We start from the raw sequence: 16771 nt of genomic DNA on the forward strand, positions 1-16771 counted from the left end.
ATGAAGAGACTTCTGACACTCACCGCCGGCGCCACCGCGGCGGCCACGCCGGCCCTGGCGGCGTCGGGGCCGTTCTTCTCGCTTGCCAACACCGACTTCGTGGTGCTCATCGCGTTCCTGCTGTTCATCGGCGTGCTGGTCTACTTCAAGGTGCCGTCGCTGCTGGGCGGCATGCTCGACAAGCGGGCCGAGACCATCCGCAGCGAACTCGAGGAAGCCAAGGCGCTGCGCGAAGAGGCGCAGGCGGTGCTGGCCTCCTACGAGCGCAAGCAGAAGGAAGTGGCCGAACAGTCCGAGCGGATCATCAAGAACGCCAAGGACGAGGCCGCCGCCGCCGCCGAGGAAGCCAAGGCCGAACTGAAGCGTTCGATCGAACGTCGCCTTCAGGCGGCCGAGGAACAGATCGCCTCGGCCGAGAACGCCGCGATCCGCGATGTGCGCGAGCGGGCGATCCAGGTCGCGGTCTCCGCCGCGGCCGAGGTGATCGCCCAGAAGATGTCGGCCAGCGATGCGAACAAGCTGATCGACTCGGCCATCGACGACGTCAAAGCCAAGCTGCACTGATCCGGACATCGGAGCGGTGCGCGCGGCCCGGCCCCCGTGGCCGGGCCGTTTTCGTGTCGGGACGGGTCAGGCGTCGCGGCCGGTTTCGTGCTCGAAGCGGAGCCGCGCGATGGCCTCGTTGCGCTCGGTCCGTTTTTGGTCGCTCAGCGCCTGTTCGACATAGTCGAGATGCGCCTCCACGGCCGCGCGCGCGGCTTTCGGGTCGCGCGCCTGCAGCGCGGTGTTGATCGCCCGGTGCTGGTCGAGCAGCGCCTCGCGCGTCGTGCGTTGCTGGAACATGACCTGGCGGTTGTAGAAGACGCCTTCGCGCAGCATCTGGAACATCGAGCGCATCATGTGCAGCATCACGACGTTGTGGCTCGCCTCGATGATCGCCATGTGGAACTCGGCGTCGAGCCGGGCCTCGTCGGCCGGGTTGCGCTTGCCGTGGGCGGCTTCCATCTTGCGCAGCACCGCGTCCACCACGGCGAGATCGGTGTCCGATCCAAGCCGGGCCGCGCGCTCGGCCGCGAGCCCCTCGAGATCGCGGCGGAAACTCACATAATCGAAGAGGGCTTCGTCATGGGTGGCGAAAAGCTCGATCAGCGGCGGCGCGAAGGCCGAGCCGAGCACGTCGGCCACGAAGACCCCGGCGCCGGCCCGCGTCGTCAGCAGGCCGCGGTGCTGCAGTTCCGACAGGGCCTCGCGCAGGCTGGGGCGCGAGACGCCCATGCGATCGGCGAGTTCCCGCTCTGACGGCAGGCGCTCTCCGGGGCGCAGGATACCGCGCAGGATCAACTGCTCGATCTGGCGGATGACGGCGGCGGAGAGCTTTTCGGACTGGACCTGGCGAAACGGCATGAATTTTCCCTGATTGGTCAAAACATATGACCACCATGATGCCGAGGCAAGGAAAAGGGGCCGCGCCGTGGCGCGGCCCCCCGCCTGCGATCCGTTCCGATCAGGTGTTCGGGCGGATGATGATTTCCACCCGTCGGTTCTGCTGGCGGCCCTCGGCCGTCAGGTTCGAGGCGACCGGGGCGCTCTCGCCGCGGCCATAGGCGCGGATGCGCGACGGCCGGACGCCGGCGCCGATCAGAACGTCGGCCACGGACGCGGCCCGCCGCGCCGAGAGATCCTGGTTATAGGCCGCGGTGCCGGTATTGTCGGTATGCCCGATCACGTCCACCGTGGTGTCGGGATAGCTCTGCAGGCTGCGCGCCAGTTCGCGCAGATCGGCGCGCAGGGTGCTGGTGACGTAGGTGCTGTCGACATCGAACAGGATATCCTGCGGCATGGTCACGACGAGTTCCTCGCCGGTGTTGACCACGGTCACGCGGTCGTCCATCGCCGCCCGCAACTCGCGTGCCTGCCTGTCGAGCTGCTGGCCGACGACGCCGCCGACGGCCGCGCCGACACCGGCGCCGACCGCGCCCTTGATCAGGCGGTCACGGGTGTCGTCACCCTGGGTGAGGCCGAAGATGCCGCCGAGCATGGCGCCCATCACCGCGCCTTCCTGGGTGCGATTGCGTTCGGGCTGGGGATTGTTGGGATCGACGCAGGCGGTCAGGGCCATCAGGCCGGCCGTCGCGACGATAAGGGGGGTGCGTGTCTTGATCATTGGTCTTTCCCGGGTTGATCCTGCCCCAAGATCTACCAGCATCGGCAAAAGGTTGCACCACTGGAAGTCACGTTTCGGCAGCTTCCCGCATATCGGCCCGCGCGCCTTCCCAGGCCAGCAGGGCCCGCTTCACCCGCACGCCCCAGTGATATCCCCCCAGCGCCCCCGATTTCCGGAGCGCCCGGTGACAGGGAATCAGGAAACCGACCGGGTTCCGCCCGACCGCCGTGCCGACGGCGCGCACCGCGCCGGGGCTGCCGATGGCGCGCGCGATCTCGGAATAGGTGGTGACGTGGCCTTCGGGGACCGCCAGCAGCGCCTCCCAGACCTTGATCTGGAACGGTGCGCCGATCAGGTGAAGCCGCGCCTCGCCGCGCCGCCGGAAGGCGGCGTCGACCCAGGGCGCGATTCGGTCCGGATCCTCGACATGGCGCGCGGCCGGCCAGCGCGCCCGCAGATCGGCCAGCGCCGCGTCGGGCCCGGTCTCGGCGGCGAACGCCAGGCCGCAGAGCCCCGTGTCGGTGCCCATGGCGACGACCTCTCCGAAGGGGCTGTCGAACCGCCCCCAGGCGATGGAGAGCCCCGCGCCGCCGCGGGCGTAGTCCCCCGGGGTCATCGCTTCCCACCTGAGGAACAGGTCATGCAGCCGCCCTGTGCCCGAGAGTCCCGTCGCATGTGCCGTGTCCAGCAGGGTGAAGCGCTCGCGCAGCATCCGCCGGGCCTGGTCGAGGGTCAGGTATTGCTGGTAGCGCTTCGGCGACACGCCGACCCAGCGCGAGAAGAGCCGCTGGAAATGCGCCGGGCTCATGCCGAGCGCGGCGGCGAGCTCTTCCAGCGACAGGCCGTGATCGGCGCCGTCGATGATCTCGATGGCCCGGGCCATGACCCTGTAATGATAAGCGCTGTCCGTCTCTGCCATGCCGTCCATTGCATCCTCCCGGTGCCGGGCTGTCCAGACCGAGCCATAGCCGCGCCGGCCGGATCCCGCGACCCGGAAGCTGCGCAAAGGTCGCGGCCACGGTCTCGGGACTTGCCCCGGCCGGGCCGAGCGGGCAAGAGAAACCCATGGCGAAGCAGTTGGACTATCCCACGATCCGCGAGATCTTCACCCGTTTCCGCGCCCATGAGCCGGAGCCGAAGGGCGAACTCGCCCATGTGAATGCCTACACGCTGGTCGTGGCCGTGGCGCTTAGCGCGCAGGCGACCGATGCCGGCGTGAACAAGGCCACGAAAGAGCTCTTCAGGATCGCCGACACGCCCGAGAAGATGCTGGCGCTGGGCGAGGCGGGGCTGATCGAGCACATCAAGACGATCGGTCTCTACCGCAACAAGGCCAAGAACGTCATCAAGCTGAGCCGCATCCTTCACGAGGAGTATGGCGGCGAGGTGCCCTCGTCGCGCGCGGCGCTCGAAAGCCTGCCGGGCGTCGGGCGCAAGACGGCGAACGTCGTGCTGAACATGTGGTTCCATCACCCGGCGCAGGCGGTCGACACGCATATCTTCCGCGTCGGCAACCGCACCGGCATCGCCGCCGGCAAGGACGTTATCGCCGTCGAGCGTGCCATCGAGGACAACGTTCCGGTGGAGTTCCAGCTGCATGCCCATCACTGGCTGATCCTGCATGGGCGCTACGTCTGCAAGGCGCGCAAGCCGATGTGCCCCAACTGCCTCATCCGCGATCTCTGCCCCTACGAGGACAAGACCCTATGACCAAGCGCTTCCAGGTCGTCGGCATCGGCAACGCGATGGTCGACGTTCTCTGCCACACCGAAGAGAGCTTCCTCGCCGAGAACGGCGTCGAGAAGGGCATCATGCAATTGATCGACCGTGACCGCGCGGTGGAGCTGTACGGCCGCATGGGGCCCTCGATCGAGGTCTCCGGCGGCTCCGCGGCGAATACGATCGCCGGCATCGCGGCGCTGGGCGGGCGCACGGCCTATGTCGGCAAGGTCAAGGACGACCAGCTCGGTGCGATCTTCGCGCATGACATGCGCGCCCAGGGCGCCGTCTACGAGACACCGATGGCCCCCGGCGACGCGGCGCACGAGACCGGGCGCTGCATGGTGCTGGTCACGCCCGACGGCGAGCGGTCGATGAACACCTATCTCGGCATGTCCGAGCATCTCGGCCCCGACGACATCGACACCGACATGATGGCCGACGCGGACTGGCTGTACCTCGAGGGCTACCGTTTCGACGGGCCCGACAGCCACGAGGCCTTCGCCAGGGCGATCCGGGCCTGCAAGGCCGCGGGTGGGCGCGTGTCGCTGACCCTGAGCGACCCGTTCTGCATCGAACGGCACCGCGATGCCTTCCGCCGCATGATCGTCGAGGATCTCGACCTGCTGATCTCGAACCGCGCCGAGATGCTGGCGATGTTCGAGACCGAGGATCTCGACTCGGCGCTCGACGCCGCGGCGCGCGCGGTCGACATGGTGGTCTGCACCGAGTCCGAGAAGGGCGCCCATGTGGTGACCCGCGGGGAACGCTGGCACGTCCCGGCGGTGCCCACGGATATCGTGGATGCGACCGGCGCGGGCGACCTGTTCGCCAGCGGGTTCCTCTGGGGGCTGGCCGAGGGGCACGCGCCGCGCCTGTGCGCGCAGATGGGCAACGTCGCGGCGTCCGAGGTGATCAGCCATCTCGGGGCGCGTCCCGAAGCCGATCTCGGCGCCCTCTACCGCGCGCACGGCCTCGCCTGACCCTAGGGCCCCGGGCGGTCCCGGGCGCGGGGCCATGGCGACCCGGCGCGCGGAGGGGCGCCCCTAGTCGCCGAGCTTCGCATGGATCTCGGCGAGATCGATCTCTGCCGTGGGCCGCGGGTTCCCGGGATCGTCGGGATCGTATTTGAAGAGTTCGAAGTCGCGCTTGTAGATCTCGTAGACCAGGTGACGCGACAGGTCGTCGTAGTAGTCGGCGACCGGGTGGGCGCGTTCCGGGCCATGCCCGGCGGATTCGTTGAACCGGGGGATCGCCGACAGGTCAACCTCGTGCCGGGTCTCGGCCCGGTCGAGCACGCCCTGCATCCCGGCCCGGAAGTCCTCGGTGCAGAAGATGTGGTCGAACCGCCCGCCATTGGCGACGAAGGTACCGATATGGCTGGACATCGCCGACCAGTGAATGTCGGGCTCCATCGGGCGCCGCCAGCGGATCGTATCGCGCGCGAAGAGCAGGAAGCGCCGGAAGGAGCGGACCTGGTCGAAGGGCGCCCGGCCGTCGGCACCGCCGACCTCGACCCCGTAGGTCTGCACCAGAAGCGGCACGAGCTTGCCGCGGTAGCGCTTGCCGTTGCGCTGGATGCCGCAGATCTTGTCGAGAAAGCTCGACAGGATCCGCGCGTAGGGGTTGCGCACGCAGGTGAAAGCCGGCGCGGACCGGTCCCGTATCCGGTCCGAGATCAGCGGGCGGCTGTCCTCGAAAGCCCATTTGTGCAGGCCCTCGGCCGCGTCGTGGATGTCGCCGTCATAGAACCTGCCATGGTCCGAGAAATACATGATCTGGCCGATGGTCGAGCAGGCGCATTTCGGGACCACCCGGTAGACCATGCTTTGACTCTCGGTCATCCAGATTCCGGGAAAGCCCATTACCGATCCTCTTGCACTGTTTACAACGTTGAGTAGAAATCAACGGGATTGAGAAAAGTAGCTCGCGTATCCTGTCCAGTGCCGTCTGCCCCGTCGGGCCACGGCTCGTAAAGAGTAATCCGCGTCAATGGTGAAGATCGCCTATATCCTGCTGTGCCACAAGGACCCCGAGGCCGTGATCGCCCTGGCGCGGACGCTGAGCGACGCGGGCGACACGGTGACGATCCATCTGGACGCCAGGGCGCCCGACGCCGATTTCCAACGGCTCCGCAAGGCGCTCGGCATGGCGCCGAACGTTGCCTTCGCGCGCAGGCGGGTGCGCTGCGGCTGGGGGGAATGGTCGCTGGTGCGGGCGACGCTGGTCGCGCTCGAAACGGCGCTCGCGGCGTTTCCGCGTGCCACCCATGTCTATCTCGTTTCGGGCGACTGCATGCCCATCAAGTCCCATCGCGCGATCCACGACATGCTGGGCGGCGCCACCGCCGACCACATCGAGGCGGTGGATTTCTTCGCGTCGGGCTGGATCAAGACCGGGCTGCGCGAGGAGCGGCTGATCTATCGCCACTACGTCAACGAACGCGCGCGAAAGCGCCTGTTCTACGGGATGCTCCGGGTCCAGAAGGCGCTCGGCCTGTCGCGGCGCATCCCGGACGGGCTGCAGGTCATGATCGGCAGCCAGTGGTGGTGCCTGCGCCGCCGGACGGCCGAGGCGGTGCTCGACTACATCAGGCGCCGGCCCGATATCCCGCGTTTCTTCCGGAAGACCTGGATACCGGACGAGACCTTTTTCCAGACCCTCGTGCATCAGCTGGTGCCGGCGCAGGAACTCCGGAACTGGACGCCGACCTTCGCCGTGTTCTCCGATTACGGGGTTCCCGTCACCTTTCACGACGATCATCACGACGTGCTGATCGGGCAGGATCGCCTGTTCGCCCGCAAGATCTCGCCCGACGCCCTGGCGCTGAGGCGGCGCCTGGCGGCTCTCTACGCGACCACCCGTCGCGACACGCCCGCGACGGGCGATTTGCGGGCGCTCTACGTCTTCCAGACCGGGCTCGGCCGGGAGGGACTGCGCCATGCGCCCCGTTTCTGGGAGTCCGGCCGCGACCGCGACGGGACGCGGCGTCTCTTGATCGTCGCCTGCAAGAAATGGCATGTCGGCCGCCGGTTCGTCGCCCGGGCCCGGGACGTTACCGGGATTCCCGGGGTCGGCTATCTCTTCGACGAGCCCGACGCCGACCTGCCTGCGCTGGGCGGGATCGAGTCCGCGATCGCCAAGCGCAACCGCCACCGCCGATCCTTCCTGCGCCTGCTCTTCGACAGCTTCGAAACCGGGCGGCTGATGATCTGCGTCGATATCTCGGCGCTTGATGCGATACGGGACTTTCACGAGGGATTGCCGGCCACGCAGATCCTGGAAATCGACTGTGTCTATGACAGGGCCTACCTGTCCGGTCACGCGGCGCGGCTCGGCCTGATCGGCCCGGGCACCGGCCCGGAGGACGGCGCGGCGGTGACGTCGATGATCGAGGCCCAGTTCGCGCGGGAACGCGCGCGTCTCGGCGACGCCGCCTTCCCGGCGCATCACCGGATTTCCGAGACGGCGACGCCGGCGCGGAACGCGGCGGCGCTTGCGTCCTTTTTCGATATCGCCGAGGAAAAGGCACGGGCGATTGCCCAGACCAAGGATTTGTTTGCCGATTAGGGGAAGCCAATGGCCTACGATTACGACGACCAGAACGTGTTCGCCAAGATCCTGCGCGGCGAGATCCCGAACGACACCGTGATGGAAACCGATCACTGCCTCGCCTTCAACGACATCGGCCCGCAGGCGCCGGCGCATGTGCTGGTGATTCCCAAGGGCGCCTATGTCAATTACGACCATTTCGCGCTTGAGGCCTCGGCCGAGGAAATCGTGGATTTCACCCGCACCGTCGGCGAAGTGTGCCGCATGCTGGGTCTGCGCCCCGGCGGGGGCGGTGACGGCTATCGGCTGATTTCCAACGCGGGCCAGGACGGTGTGCAGGAGGTGCCGCACCTGCACGTGCACATCCTGGGCGGGCGCCCGCTGGGGCGCATGCTGCAGAAGGGCTGAGCCCGCGGCGCCCGGTTCAGGCCGCCGTGTCCCTCTTCGAGGTCAGAGAAACGAAGACGTCCTCGAGGTCGGCCTCCTCGGTGGCGACGTCGCGGATGCGGATGCCGGCCTCGTGGACCAGGCCGAGGATCACGTCGGCCGAGGTCTGGGCACGGCGATAGCCGAAGGCCAGCGCGCCGTCGGCGCGCAGGTCGACGGTGACGCCCTCGGGCACGGGCGGGGGCGTCGTGACCGGGGCCTCGGGCTGGATGACCAGCGTCTTGGCATCCATCCGCGCGACGAGCGTTTCGGTCCGGTCCTGCGCGATCACCCGGCCCTCGTCGATGATGGCGATCTCGTCGCACATCTCCTCGGCTTCCTCGAGGTAATGGGTCGTGAGGATGATCGTCACACCGCGCGCGTTCAGCGCCCGCACGTTTTCCCAGAGCATCTGGCGGAGTTCGATGTCGACGCCGGCGGTCGGCTCGTCCAGCACCAGCACCTGCGGGTTGTGGACCAGCGCCTTGGCGAGCAGCAGCCGCCGGCGCATCCCGCCCGAGAGGTTGCGCGCGTAGGCCTCGGCCTTGTCCTCGAGCCCGACCATTTCCAGGATCTCGTGGGTGCGCCGCTGCGACTTGGGCACCCCGTAGAGGCCGGCCTGCACCTCGAGCGCGCCGGCGGGCGTGAAGAACGGGTCCAGGTTCAGCTCCTGGGGCATGACGCCGATGGAGGCGCGGGACTGGCGCGGGTTCACGTCCTGGTCGAATCCCCAGATCCGCACCTTGCCGCCGGTCTTCACGACGAGACCGGCCAGGATGTTGATCAGCGTCGATTTCCCCGCGCCGTTCGGCCCGAGCAGCCCGTAGATGCTGCCCTTGGGGATGCGCAGGTCCACGCCTTTCAGCGCCACCTTCGCCGGTGCACGGCGGGTCGCGGCATAGGTCTTTTCCAGTCCTTCGATCTCGATGGCGTAGTCGGTCATGGCGCTCCCCGAACCTTGCGCGGTCCGGCCTTGTCCGCGTCTTGCGGATCGCTATCATGCGGTGCAAACAAGGGTCAATCGCACACCAGAACGAAGCGGAGCCAGACCATGCCTCTCGACGCACCCGAAACCGAGGTCGTCACCAAGACCCGCGTTGCCTGCGACGGCGGCGGCGGCGCGCAGGGCCACCCGCGCGTCTGGTACTCGATCCCCGAGGATACGGGCTATGTCGAGTGCGGCTACTGCGACAAGAAATTCATCCTCAAGGGCGGCCCGGCGGACGCCGGGTCCCAGGGCTGAGCCGCCCCGGATCCGCAGACCGCGTCGCGACGCGGCTGGCCGTCCCAGGGCGGGCGGCGGACCGACGGCGCCCATATGACGGGAGAGCGCGATGGGCAGCTTCGGCAAGGGCCATCATCTACATCTGATCGACGGCTCGACCTTCATCTTCCGGGCCTACCACGCCTTGCCGCCCCTAACGCGCAAGTCCGACGGGCTGCCCATCGGCGCCGTGGCGGGGTTCTGCAACATGGTCTTCAAGTATATCGAGGACAGTGCCGGCCCGGACGCACCCACCCATGCGGCGGTAATCTTCGATCATTCCGGAGAGACCTTCCGCAACGAGATCTTCGAGCAGTACAAGGCCAACCGCCCGGAAATGCCCGAGGATCTGCGCCCGCAGATCCCGCTGACCCGCGAGGCGACACGCGCCTTCAACATCGCCTGCCTCGAGGTCGCGGGCTTCGAGGCCGACGACATTATCGCCACGCTCGCCCGCGCGGCGCGCGAGGCCGGCGGGCGGGTCACGATCCTGTCCTCCGACAAGGACCTGATGCAGCTGGTGGGCGGCGGCGTGACGATGCTGGACCCGATGAAGTCACGCGTTATCGATACCGAGCAGGTCGAGGAAAAGTTCGGCGTCGGCCCGGACCGCGTGGTCGACGTGCAGGCGCTGGCGGGCGACTCGGTGGATAACGTGCCGGGCGCGCCGGGCATCGGGGTGAAGACCGCGGCCCTGCTGATCAACGAATTCGGGGATCTCGACACGCTGCTGGACCGCGCGGGCGAGATCAAGCAGCCCAAGCGCCGCCAGACCCTTCTGGACTTCGCAGAGCAGATCCGCGTCAGCCGTGAACTGGTGAAGCTCGACGACCGGACCCCGCTCGACGTCGCGCTCGAAGACCTCGAAGTCAGGGATCCCGACCCCGATACCCTGATGGAGTTCCTCGGCCAGATGGAATTCCGGACCCTCACCAAGCGCGTGGCCGAGAAGCTTGGCGTCGAGCCGCCGGCGATCACGGATACCGACCCGGCGGGGGCCGAGCCGCAGGAAGACAAGGCGCCGCTCGCCCCGTTCGAGGACGCGGTCTACGAGACCGTGCGCGATGCCGAGGGGCTGGCGCGCTGGGTCGCGGCGATCCACCAGCACGGCCATGTCGCGGTGGACACAGAGACCACCAGCCTGAACGAGATGCGTGCCGAGCTGGTCGGCATCTCTCTCGCGGTCGAACCGGGGCGCGCCTGTTACATTCCCATCGGCCACAGGGCCACCGATGGCGGCGAAGGGCTCTTCGGCTCGGAGGACCTGGCCGAGGGGCAACTGCCGCTGCCGAAGGTTCTGGCCGCGCTTGGCCCGATCTTCGAGGACGACGCGATCCTCAAGATCGGTCAGAACATGAAATACGACGCCAAGGTGCTGGCCCGCCACGGCATCCGCATCACCCCCATCGCCGACACCATGCTGATGTCCTATGCCATGAACGCCGGTCTGCACGGCCATGGCATGGACGCCCTGTCCGAGCGATACCTCGGCCACAATCCGATCCCCATCAAGGAGCTGATCGGCAGCGGCAAGAGCCAGATCACCTTCGACCGCGTGGCCATCGACAAGGCCGCGCACTACGCCGCCGAGGATGCCGACATCACCCTGCGCCTCTGGCGGCTCTTCAAGCCGCAGCTCCACCAGCGCCAGGTCACGACGGTCTACGAAACGCTGGAACGGCCCATGGTGCCGGTGCTGGCCGACATGGAGATCGCCGGGATCAAGGTCGACCGCGACACGCTGAGCCGCATGTCGAACGCCTTTAGCCAGAAGATGGCGGGGCTGGAGGCCGAGATCCACGACCTGGCCGGCGAGCGCTTCAACGTCGGTTCGCCCAAGCAGCTGGGCGAGATCCTCTTCGACAAGATGGCGCTCGAAGGCGGCAAGCGCGGCAAGACCGGCGCCTACGGCACCGGGGCGGACGTGCTGGAAGACCTCGCCGCCGAGGGCCACGACCTGCCGGCGCGGGTTCTGGACTGGCGCCAGCTCTCCAAGCTGAAATCGACCTATACCGACGCGCTTCAGGATCACATCAATCCCGAGACCGGGCGCGTCCACACCTCCTACATGATCGCCGGTGCCAATACGGGGCGTCTCGCCTCGACCGATCCGAACCTGCAGAACATTCCCGTCCGCAGCGACGAAGGCCGCCGCATCCGCGAGGCCTTCGTCGCCGAGACGGGCAAGCTGCTGGTCAGCCTCGACTACAGCCAGATCGAGCTGCGCATCCTGGCCCATATCGCCGATCTCGCGACGATGAAGGCCGCCTTCCGCGACGACCAGGACATCCACGCGATGACCGCGTCCGAGATGTTCGGCGTCCCGGTCGCGGGCATGGACGCGTCCGTGCGCCGGCAGGCCAAGGCGATCAATTTCGGGGTGATCTACGGCATCTCGGCCTTCGGGCTGTCGCGGAACCTGCGCATCCCGCGCGACGAGGCCAAGAGCTTCATCGATACCTATTTCGAGCGCTTCCCGGGCATCAAGGACTACATGGACGACACCGTCGCCTTCGCCAAGGAGCACGGGTTCGTCCGCACCCTGTTCGGCCGCAAGATCCACACGCCCGAGATCTCGGCCAAAGGGCCGGCGGCGGGCTTCGCGCGCCGCGCGGCGATCAATGCCCCGATCCAGGGCACGGCGGCCGACGTGATCCGCCGCGCGATGATCCGCATGCCTGGCGCGATCGCGGCGCTGCCCGCGCGCATGCTGCTGCAGGTCCATGACGAACTGATCTTCGAGGTGGACGAGGACGCGGTAGACCGGACCGTCGCCGTGGTGCGCGAGGTCATGGAGCACGCCGCCGAGCCGGTGGTGAAACTGTCGGTGCCGCTGACGGTGGATGCCGGACATGGCAGGAACTGGGCCGAGGCGCATTAGGCGCCGGGCGCCGTGGATTCACCTTTTCAGGTGAATTGACCCCCTGACATGCGCGGCGTATGCTTTTCCGATGACCGGAAACAAGCATGCGTCGCGGGCCGGGATCGACGCGTTCTACGGCGACCGGCTGGCGGCGCCTGCCGCGGCCGGAGAGACGCCCCTCCTGGCGCCGGACTACGACCCGGCCGCGCTGGCCGCCCTTCCCGACGGGCTCGTGGCGACCAGCTTCGGATGTGGCGATCCGCTGGCCTTCGCCGCGGTGGAAACCGGTGCGACCGTGCTGGACCTGGGCTGCGGCGCCGGGATGGATCTTCTGCTCGCGGCGGAACGGGTCGGGCCGGCGGGGCGGGTGATCGGCCTCGACTCGAATCCCGACATGGTGCGCCGCGCGCGGGAGAATGCCGCGCGGGCGGGGGCCGGACAGGTGGAGGTCATGGAAGGCCTGATCGAGGCGCTGCCGCTGCCCGACGAAAGCGTCGACTGGATCATCTCCAACTGCGTGATCAACCTGTCGATGGACAAACCCGCGGCCTTTGCCGAGATCGCGCGGGTGCTCAAGCCCGGTGGCCGGATCCTGGTTTCCGACCTGGTGGCGGAGACCCTGCCGGACTGGATCGCGGCGCATCGCGATCTCTATGCCGCCTGTATCGCCGGGGCGGTCGCGGAACGCGACTATCTGGCCCTTGCCGAGGCCGCCGGTCTCGACGATGTCCATGTCCTCGATCGGATGACCTACGGTGCGACCGAGGTCCGGGCCCTGGTCGCGGGCGAGTTGCCCGTCGCGATCGACTCCCTGGCAGCGCGGCTCGGCGTGACGCGCGACGACATGCTGGACCGGATCGCCGCCGAGATGTCCGGCAAGGTCCGCAGCATCAAGCTTCATGCCCGGCGCGGGGGCGGGGAGGCGGCGACGGTGGCCTGAGCCCGTGACGTCGTGTAGGGTGGCCCGCACGCCGGCGGGTGCCCCCGAGAAAGGCACCGGCCGCAGCAAGGAGAGGCCGCGCCATGCCGAGCGATATCCGCACCATTCTCTGCCCCGTCAACCTGCGCCACGCGGCCCATGCCAGCAAGGCCTACGAGACGGCGCTGCAACTGGCCAGGTGGCACGGCGCCGAACTGTTGGTCGTCACCGTCGCGCCAGAGATGGAGCGCAACCTGAACATCTACGATTCGCGCAAATACTGGGGCGAGAAGCTGCAGGAATTCCTCGAGGCCTTCCCGCCGGGTGATGTGAAGGTGCGCACACAGGTGCTGATCGGCGCGGCCCACCGCCAGATCGTGAAGATGGCCGACCAGGACAAGGTCGACCTCGTGGTGATGGAGGCCGCGAACCCGCGGGTGCGCGACTACCTGCTCGGCACGACGGCCAGCCATGTCGTCACCCATGCCGATTGCGCGGTCTACGTGGTGCGCTGAGCGCGCTTGATCCGGTGAGGACCGGCGGCTAGGTCTCGTCCATGGGCGGGCATCACCACCATCATCACGTCGACCCGGACGCCGGCGACGCGCGCGTGGCACTGGCCGTGGGGGTCAACCTTTTCCTGACGGTGGCGCAGATCGCGGGCGGGCTTGTTTCGGGCTCCGTTGCGCTGATCGCCGATGCGGTCCACAACCTGTCCGACGCGATCTCGCTCGGCATCGCCTTCTTCGCGCGGCGCATCGCCCGGCGCCCGTCGGACGCGGCGATGACCTTCGGCTATGGCCGGGCCGAGCTGGTGGCCGCGCTCATCAACTACACGACGCTCGTGGTGATCGGGCTCTACCTCGTCTACGAGGCCGTGCTGCGGCTGATCGATCCGCCGGGCGTCGAGGGCTGGATCGTGGTGGCGGTGGCCGGGGTCGCGCTGGTCGTCGACCTGGTGACCGCGCTGCTGACCTACCGGCTCTCGCAGGAAAGCGTGAACATCCGGGCGGCTTTCCTGCACAACCTGGCGGATGCGCTGGGCTCGGTCGCGGTGATCGTCGCGGGCACGCTGATCCTGCTTTATGACTGGCGGCTCGTGGACCCGCTGGTGACCCTCGGCATCGCGGGTTACATCCTGTGGATGGCCATCGCCGAGATCGGGCCGGTCATCCGGATCCTTATGCTGGGCAGCCCTCCCGGCATTGCCGCGGGCGAGGTCATTGCCACGATGGAGGCCGTGCCGGGCGTGGAGGGCGTCCATCACCTGCATCTCTGGCAGATGAGCGAACGCCGCGTGTCGCTCGAGGCGCATATGGTCGTCTCGGAGTCCGACTGGCCCGCGGCGGCCGAGATCAAGAACCGGGTCAAGGCGCGCCTCGCCGAGGCGCACGGGATCGGACACGTAACGCTCGATATCGAGACCGCGGGCAACGGCTGCCCGCATCCGAGCCGGATCGGCGACGGGTCCTGACGTTCAGGCCAGCACGTCCTCCACCGGCCGGCGGACGGAGGCGGGTGCCGGCAGGCTTGGCTGGCCGATCCGCAGCAAGAGCTGCGGAGACCCGGACAGGCCGAGCGCGGCGCCGAGTTTCGGACGCAGGGACGCCACCTCGATCGGCTGGTTGAGATAGGCGGCGGCGAGGCCGGCCCGTTCGAGCCGGAGCAGCACATCCATGAGGGCCCGCCCGGTTGCCAGCCAGGCCGGTTTGCCGTCGCCCTGGGTGGCCAGCGCGGCCAGCAGCGGAGAGCCCTGCATGATTTTCCTGGCGTCGTCCGCCGCGATCCCGTCCCCCATGTCGAAGGTGCGGATGGCCAGCCGCGCCGCCGGCGCCAGGATGTCCGGCATGCCGAAGGCCGCGGCCGACATCCCGTCATGGCTGCCAAGCGTCGTGGAATGCACCCAACAGGCCAGTTCGGCCCGGAAAGCGGCGTCGGCAAGCTGTTCCTTGTCGCCCTCGGCCACGAGATCGGCAATCGTCTCGCGGGTGTCTTCGCGGGCCGCGACGAGCATCACGTCATGGGCCGCCGCCGCCGCGGCCAGGTCGTCCCAGAGCGCGTCGTCGGGCGGATCGCCGGCGAAGGCCGCGCGGTTCGTCCGCCGCGTCGCCAGCGCGTCCGCGCAGGCGGCGTCGTCCGGCGCCGCCTTGCCGCGCGTGCCCAGCCGGACACGCGCCAGCACGTCGAAATCATGGGGCAGGGGAAAGACCTCGGTCTCGGGCGTGAACCCGCGGGCGCGCGCCGTGACCTCCAGCGCGCCGGTGACCGCGCCGCAGCTGATGATCAGTTCGCGGCCTTCCGGGTCGACCACCGGCAGGCTGCGCTGCCAGTCGGCGAGCACGTCGATATGATGGTCATGGATGCGGAATCGCCAGGGCTGGGAGTTGTGGCTGGACGGGGCCTTGGTCGCTTCGGCGATCAGGGCGCGCGCGACGTCGTGGAAGCCCGCGCCGGGTCTGGTGTCGTCGGACATCCCGGGTCTCCTTGGTCGATCTGTCGCGCCGACCCTGGCACACCGCGGCGCGCTGCGGCCATGATCTGTGTCAACCGGCGCGGTACGGCGTCAGAAGCGTTCCACCCAGGGGCGCAGCGTCAGCTCCGACGACCAGGCGGAACGGTCCTGGTCGATCAGCTGAAGATAGGCCGCCGCGATCGCCTCGGGATCGAGCATGCTGTCCGGGGCCTCCGCGGGCTCGGTCCGGCCGGGATTGCGGATCGCCCCGTCGATATTGACCCAGGCGACATGGATGCCCTGCGGGTGCAGTTCGCGCGCCATCGATTCCGCCAGCCCGCGCTGGGCGAACTTGCCCATGGCAAAGGGCGCGGAGTGCGGGAATCCCTTCACCCCTGCCGAGGCCCCGGTGAACAGGATCGTTCCCCGCACCCCGGCCTGTGGCTCGGCCGCCAGCATCCGGCGTGCGGCCGCCTGGCCCGTCAGGAAGGCGCCGATCGCCGTGACCTCCACGGCCTTGCGCACCGCCTCGGGGTCGAGATCGGCGACAGGTCCGCGCACGCGTGCCGACGGGTTGTAGATCACCACGCGGGGCGCGGCGTCGAGCCCGTCGAAGAGCGTGGCCACCGCCGCCGGGTCCCGCGCGTCGAGCGCCGTGGTCCCGGCGCCGGTCTGCGCGGCGAGCGGGCCCAGCTTGTCGACGTTGCGCGCGGCCAGAACAAGGCGGTAGCCTTGGCCGGACAGCTGGCGGGCCAGCGCCGCGGACAGCCCGTCGCCGACGCCGATGATGACGGCCAGCGGCGCGGTCATGTGGCCTCCAGCTCTGCCGAGGGGATGATCGGGAAGAAATCGCCGCCCGACCAGACCCCGAACCAGCCTGTGCCGTCCCGCTCTTCATGGGTTCCGATATCGACCAGCCGGTAGAAGCTCTTGCGGTCGATCAGCGCCTCGAGGTTCGCGCGGACCAGAACATAGGGCGACGGCTCGCCCGTTTCGGGGTCGCGGGCCACGCGGATCGGGTGATCCGGGCCCGCCGTCACCACGTCGTCGACATTGGTCAGGAAGGTCAGGCTCTGGTCGCGGCCATCGCCGTCCACCTCGAAATCGATCGCGACGAAGGGGGCGTCCTCGACGGTGATTCCCACCTTTTCGACCGGGGTGACGAGGAAATAGGCGTCTCCGTCTTTCCGAAGGATCGAGGAAAACAGCTTCACCAGCGGTTTCCGGCCGATGGGCGTGCCGAGGTAGAACCAGGTGCCGTCGCGGGCGATGCGCATGTCCAGGTCGCCGCAGAAGGCCGGGTTCCAGAGATGCACCGGGGGCGGGCCCTTTTCCGATGCCGCCTTGGCGGCTTCGGCGAGGGCTTCGGCCGAGGGGGTCACGATGTTTTGTCCCATAGCGGATTTTGCCAT

The 16771-nt window shown here is 68.4% G+C and carries 18 protein-coding genes; 10 read left to right on the top strand and 8 right to left on the bottom strand.

The window, feature by feature from the left end; all coding sequences use genetic code 11:
• A complete protein-coding gene (locus ACQ5SP_RS00750) occupies window positions 1–564 on the top strand; it encodes a F0F1 ATP synthase subunit B (protein ID WP_430935409.1) in 564 nt (187 codons plus the stop codon).
• Window positions 565–630: 66 nt separating this feature from the next.
• Here ACQ5SP_RS00750 and ACQ5SP_RS00755 read toward each other — a convergent pair whose 3' ends face one another.
• The 3 genes from ACQ5SP_RS00755 to ACQ5SP_RS00765 all read right to left on the bottom strand — a co-directional run bounded on the left by ACQ5SP_RS00755 (window position 631) and on the right by ACQ5SP_RS00765 (window position 3083).
• Window positions 631–1404, bottom strand: a complete 774-nt coding sequence (locus ACQ5SP_RS00755) for a FadR/GntR family transcriptional regulator (RefSeq protein WP_430935411.1) — start codon at window positions 1402–1404, stop codon at window positions 631–633.
• A gap of 100 nt (window positions 1405–1504) precedes the next feature.
• Window positions 1505–2164 carry an OmpA family protein gene (locus ACQ5SP_RS00760; protein WP_430935413.1) on the bottom strand — a complete coding sequence of 220 codons (660 nt, stop codon included), beginning with the start codon at window positions 2162–2164 and terminating at the stop codon, window positions 1505–1507.
• Window positions 2165–2231: 67 nt separating this feature from the next.
• On the bottom strand, window positions 2232–3083 hold the full coding sequence (locus ACQ5SP_RS00765; protein WP_430935415.1) for a methylated-DNA--[protein]-cysteine S-methyltransferase: 852 nt from the start codon (window positions 3081–3083) through the stop codon (window positions 2232–2234).
• A 146-nt stretch (window positions 3084–3229) separates the two neighbouring features.
• Here ACQ5SP_RS00765 and nth point away from each other — a divergent pair, with 146 nt between their 5' ends.
• Together nth and ACQ5SP_RS00775 are read left to right on the top strand one after the other, a co-directional pair.
• Window positions 3230–3874, top strand: coding sequence for an endonuclease III (gene nth / locus ACQ5SP_RS00770; RefSeq protein WP_430935417.1), 645 nt, complete (start codon window positions 3230–3232; stop codon window positions 3872–3874).
• Window positions 3871–4866, top strand: a complete 996-nt coding sequence (locus tag ACQ5SP_RS00775; protein WP_430935419.1) for an adenosine kinase — start codon at window positions 3871–3873, stop codon at window positions 4864–4866. Before nth ends, ACQ5SP_RS00775 begins: the two co-directional genes overlap by 4 nt.
• Before the next feature lie 63 nt (window positions 4867–4929).
• On the opposite strand, the gene ACQ5SP_RS00780 is transcribed toward ACQ5SP_RS00775, so the two are convergent.
• Window positions 4930–5748 (bottom strand): sulfotransferase family protein, encoded by an 819-nt coding sequence (locus tag ACQ5SP_RS00780; protein ID WP_430935421.1) that lies wholly within the window; start codon window positions 5746–5748, stop codon window positions 4930–4932.
• A 127-nt stretch (window positions 5749–5875) separates the two neighbouring features.
• Between ACQ5SP_RS00780 and ACQ5SP_RS00785 the strand changes: the two genes are divergently transcribed.
• Both ACQ5SP_RS00785 and ACQ5SP_RS00790 read left to right on the top strand, forming a co-directional pair.
• Window positions 5876–7453 (top strand): DUF5928 domain-containing protein, encoded by a 1578-nt coding sequence (locus ACQ5SP_RS00785; protein ID WP_430935423.1) that lies wholly within the window; start codon window positions 5876–5878, stop codon window positions 7451–7453.
• Between the two features lie 9 nt (window positions 7454–7462).
• The gene (locus tag ACQ5SP_RS00790; protein ID WP_430935425.1) at window positions 7463–7843 is read left to right on the top strand and encodes an HIT domain-containing protein; all 381 of its coding nucleotides are present in this window, start codon (window positions 7463–7465) and stop codon (window positions 7841–7843) included.
• A gap of 16 nt (window positions 7844–7859) precedes the next feature.
• Here the strand turns inward: ACQ5SP_RS00790 and ACQ5SP_RS00795 are convergent, their stop codons facing one another.
• On the bottom strand, window positions 7860–8804 hold the full coding sequence (locus ACQ5SP_RS00795) for an ABC transporter ATP-binding protein (protein ID WP_430935427.1): 945 nt from the start codon (window positions 8802–8804) through the stop codon (window positions 7860–7862).
• A gap of 108 nt (window positions 8805–8912) precedes the next feature.
• On the opposite strand from ACQ5SP_RS00795, the gene ACQ5SP_RS00800 reads away from it, so the two are divergent.
• From ACQ5SP_RS00800 to ACQ5SP_RS00820, 5 genes are all read left to right on the top strand, one after another.
• Window positions 8913–9104 carry a zinc-finger domain-containing protein gene (locus tag ACQ5SP_RS00800; protein WP_430935429.1) on the top strand — a complete coding sequence of 64 codons (192 nt, stop codon included), beginning with the start codon at window positions 8913–8915 and terminating at the stop codon, window positions 9102–9104.
• Between the two features lie 91 nt (window positions 9105–9195).
• The gene (polA, locus tag ACQ5SP_RS00805; RefSeq protein WP_430935431.1) at window positions 9196–12006 is read left to right on the top strand and encodes a DNA polymerase I; all 2811 of its coding nucleotides are present in this window, start codon (window positions 9196–9198) and stop codon (window positions 12004–12006) included.
• Between the two features lie 70 nt (window positions 12007–12076).
• Window positions 12077–12928, top strand: coding sequence for a methyltransferase domain-containing protein (locus ACQ5SP_RS00810; RefSeq protein WP_430935433.1), 852 nt, complete (start codon window positions 12077–12079; stop codon window positions 12926–12928).
• Between the two features lie 83 nt (window positions 12929–13011).
• Window positions 13012–13422, top strand: a complete 411-nt coding sequence (locus ACQ5SP_RS00815) for a universal stress protein (RefSeq protein ID WP_430935435.1) — start codon at window positions 13012–13014, stop codon at window positions 13420–13422.
• A gap of 41 nt (window positions 13423–13463) precedes the next feature.
• A complete protein-coding gene (locus ACQ5SP_RS00820; protein WP_430935437.1) occupies window positions 13464–14381 on the top strand; it encodes a cation diffusion facilitator family transporter in 918 nt (305 codons plus the stop codon).
• Between the two features lie 3 nt (window positions 14382–14384).
• Here the strand turns inward: ACQ5SP_RS00820 and ACQ5SP_RS00825 are convergent, their stop codons facing one another.
• From ACQ5SP_RS00825 to ACQ5SP_RS00835, 3 genes are all read right to left on the bottom strand, one after another.
• Complete coding sequence (locus ACQ5SP_RS00825) at window positions 14385–15380, bottom strand: Acg family FMN-binding oxidoreductase (protein WP_430935439.1); 996 nt, start codon at window positions 15378–15380, stop codon at window positions 14385–14387.
• 90 nt (window positions 15381–15470) lie between these two features.
• Window positions 15471–16169 (bottom strand): SDR family NAD(P)-dependent oxidoreductase, encoded by a 699-nt coding sequence (locus ACQ5SP_RS00830; protein ID WP_430935441.1) that lies wholly within the window; start codon window positions 16167–16169, stop codon window positions 15471–15473.
• The gene (locus ACQ5SP_RS00835; RefSeq protein ID WP_430935443.1) at window positions 16166–16756 is read right to left on the bottom strand and encodes a DUF1285 domain-containing protein; all 591 of its coding nucleotides are present in this window, start codon (window positions 16754–16756) and stop codon (window positions 16166–16168) included. The genes ACQ5SP_RS00830 and ACQ5SP_RS00835 overlap by 4 nt, the downstream gene beginning before the upstream one ends.
• Window positions 16757–16771 lie beyond the last annotated feature (15 nt).

The sequence above is a fragment of the Rhodovulum sp. YNF3179 genome, from assembly GCF_050586465.1.
Taxonomy (GTDB): Bacteria; Pseudomonadota; Alphaproteobacteria; order Rhodobacterales; family Rhodobacteraceae; genus CAJXYS01.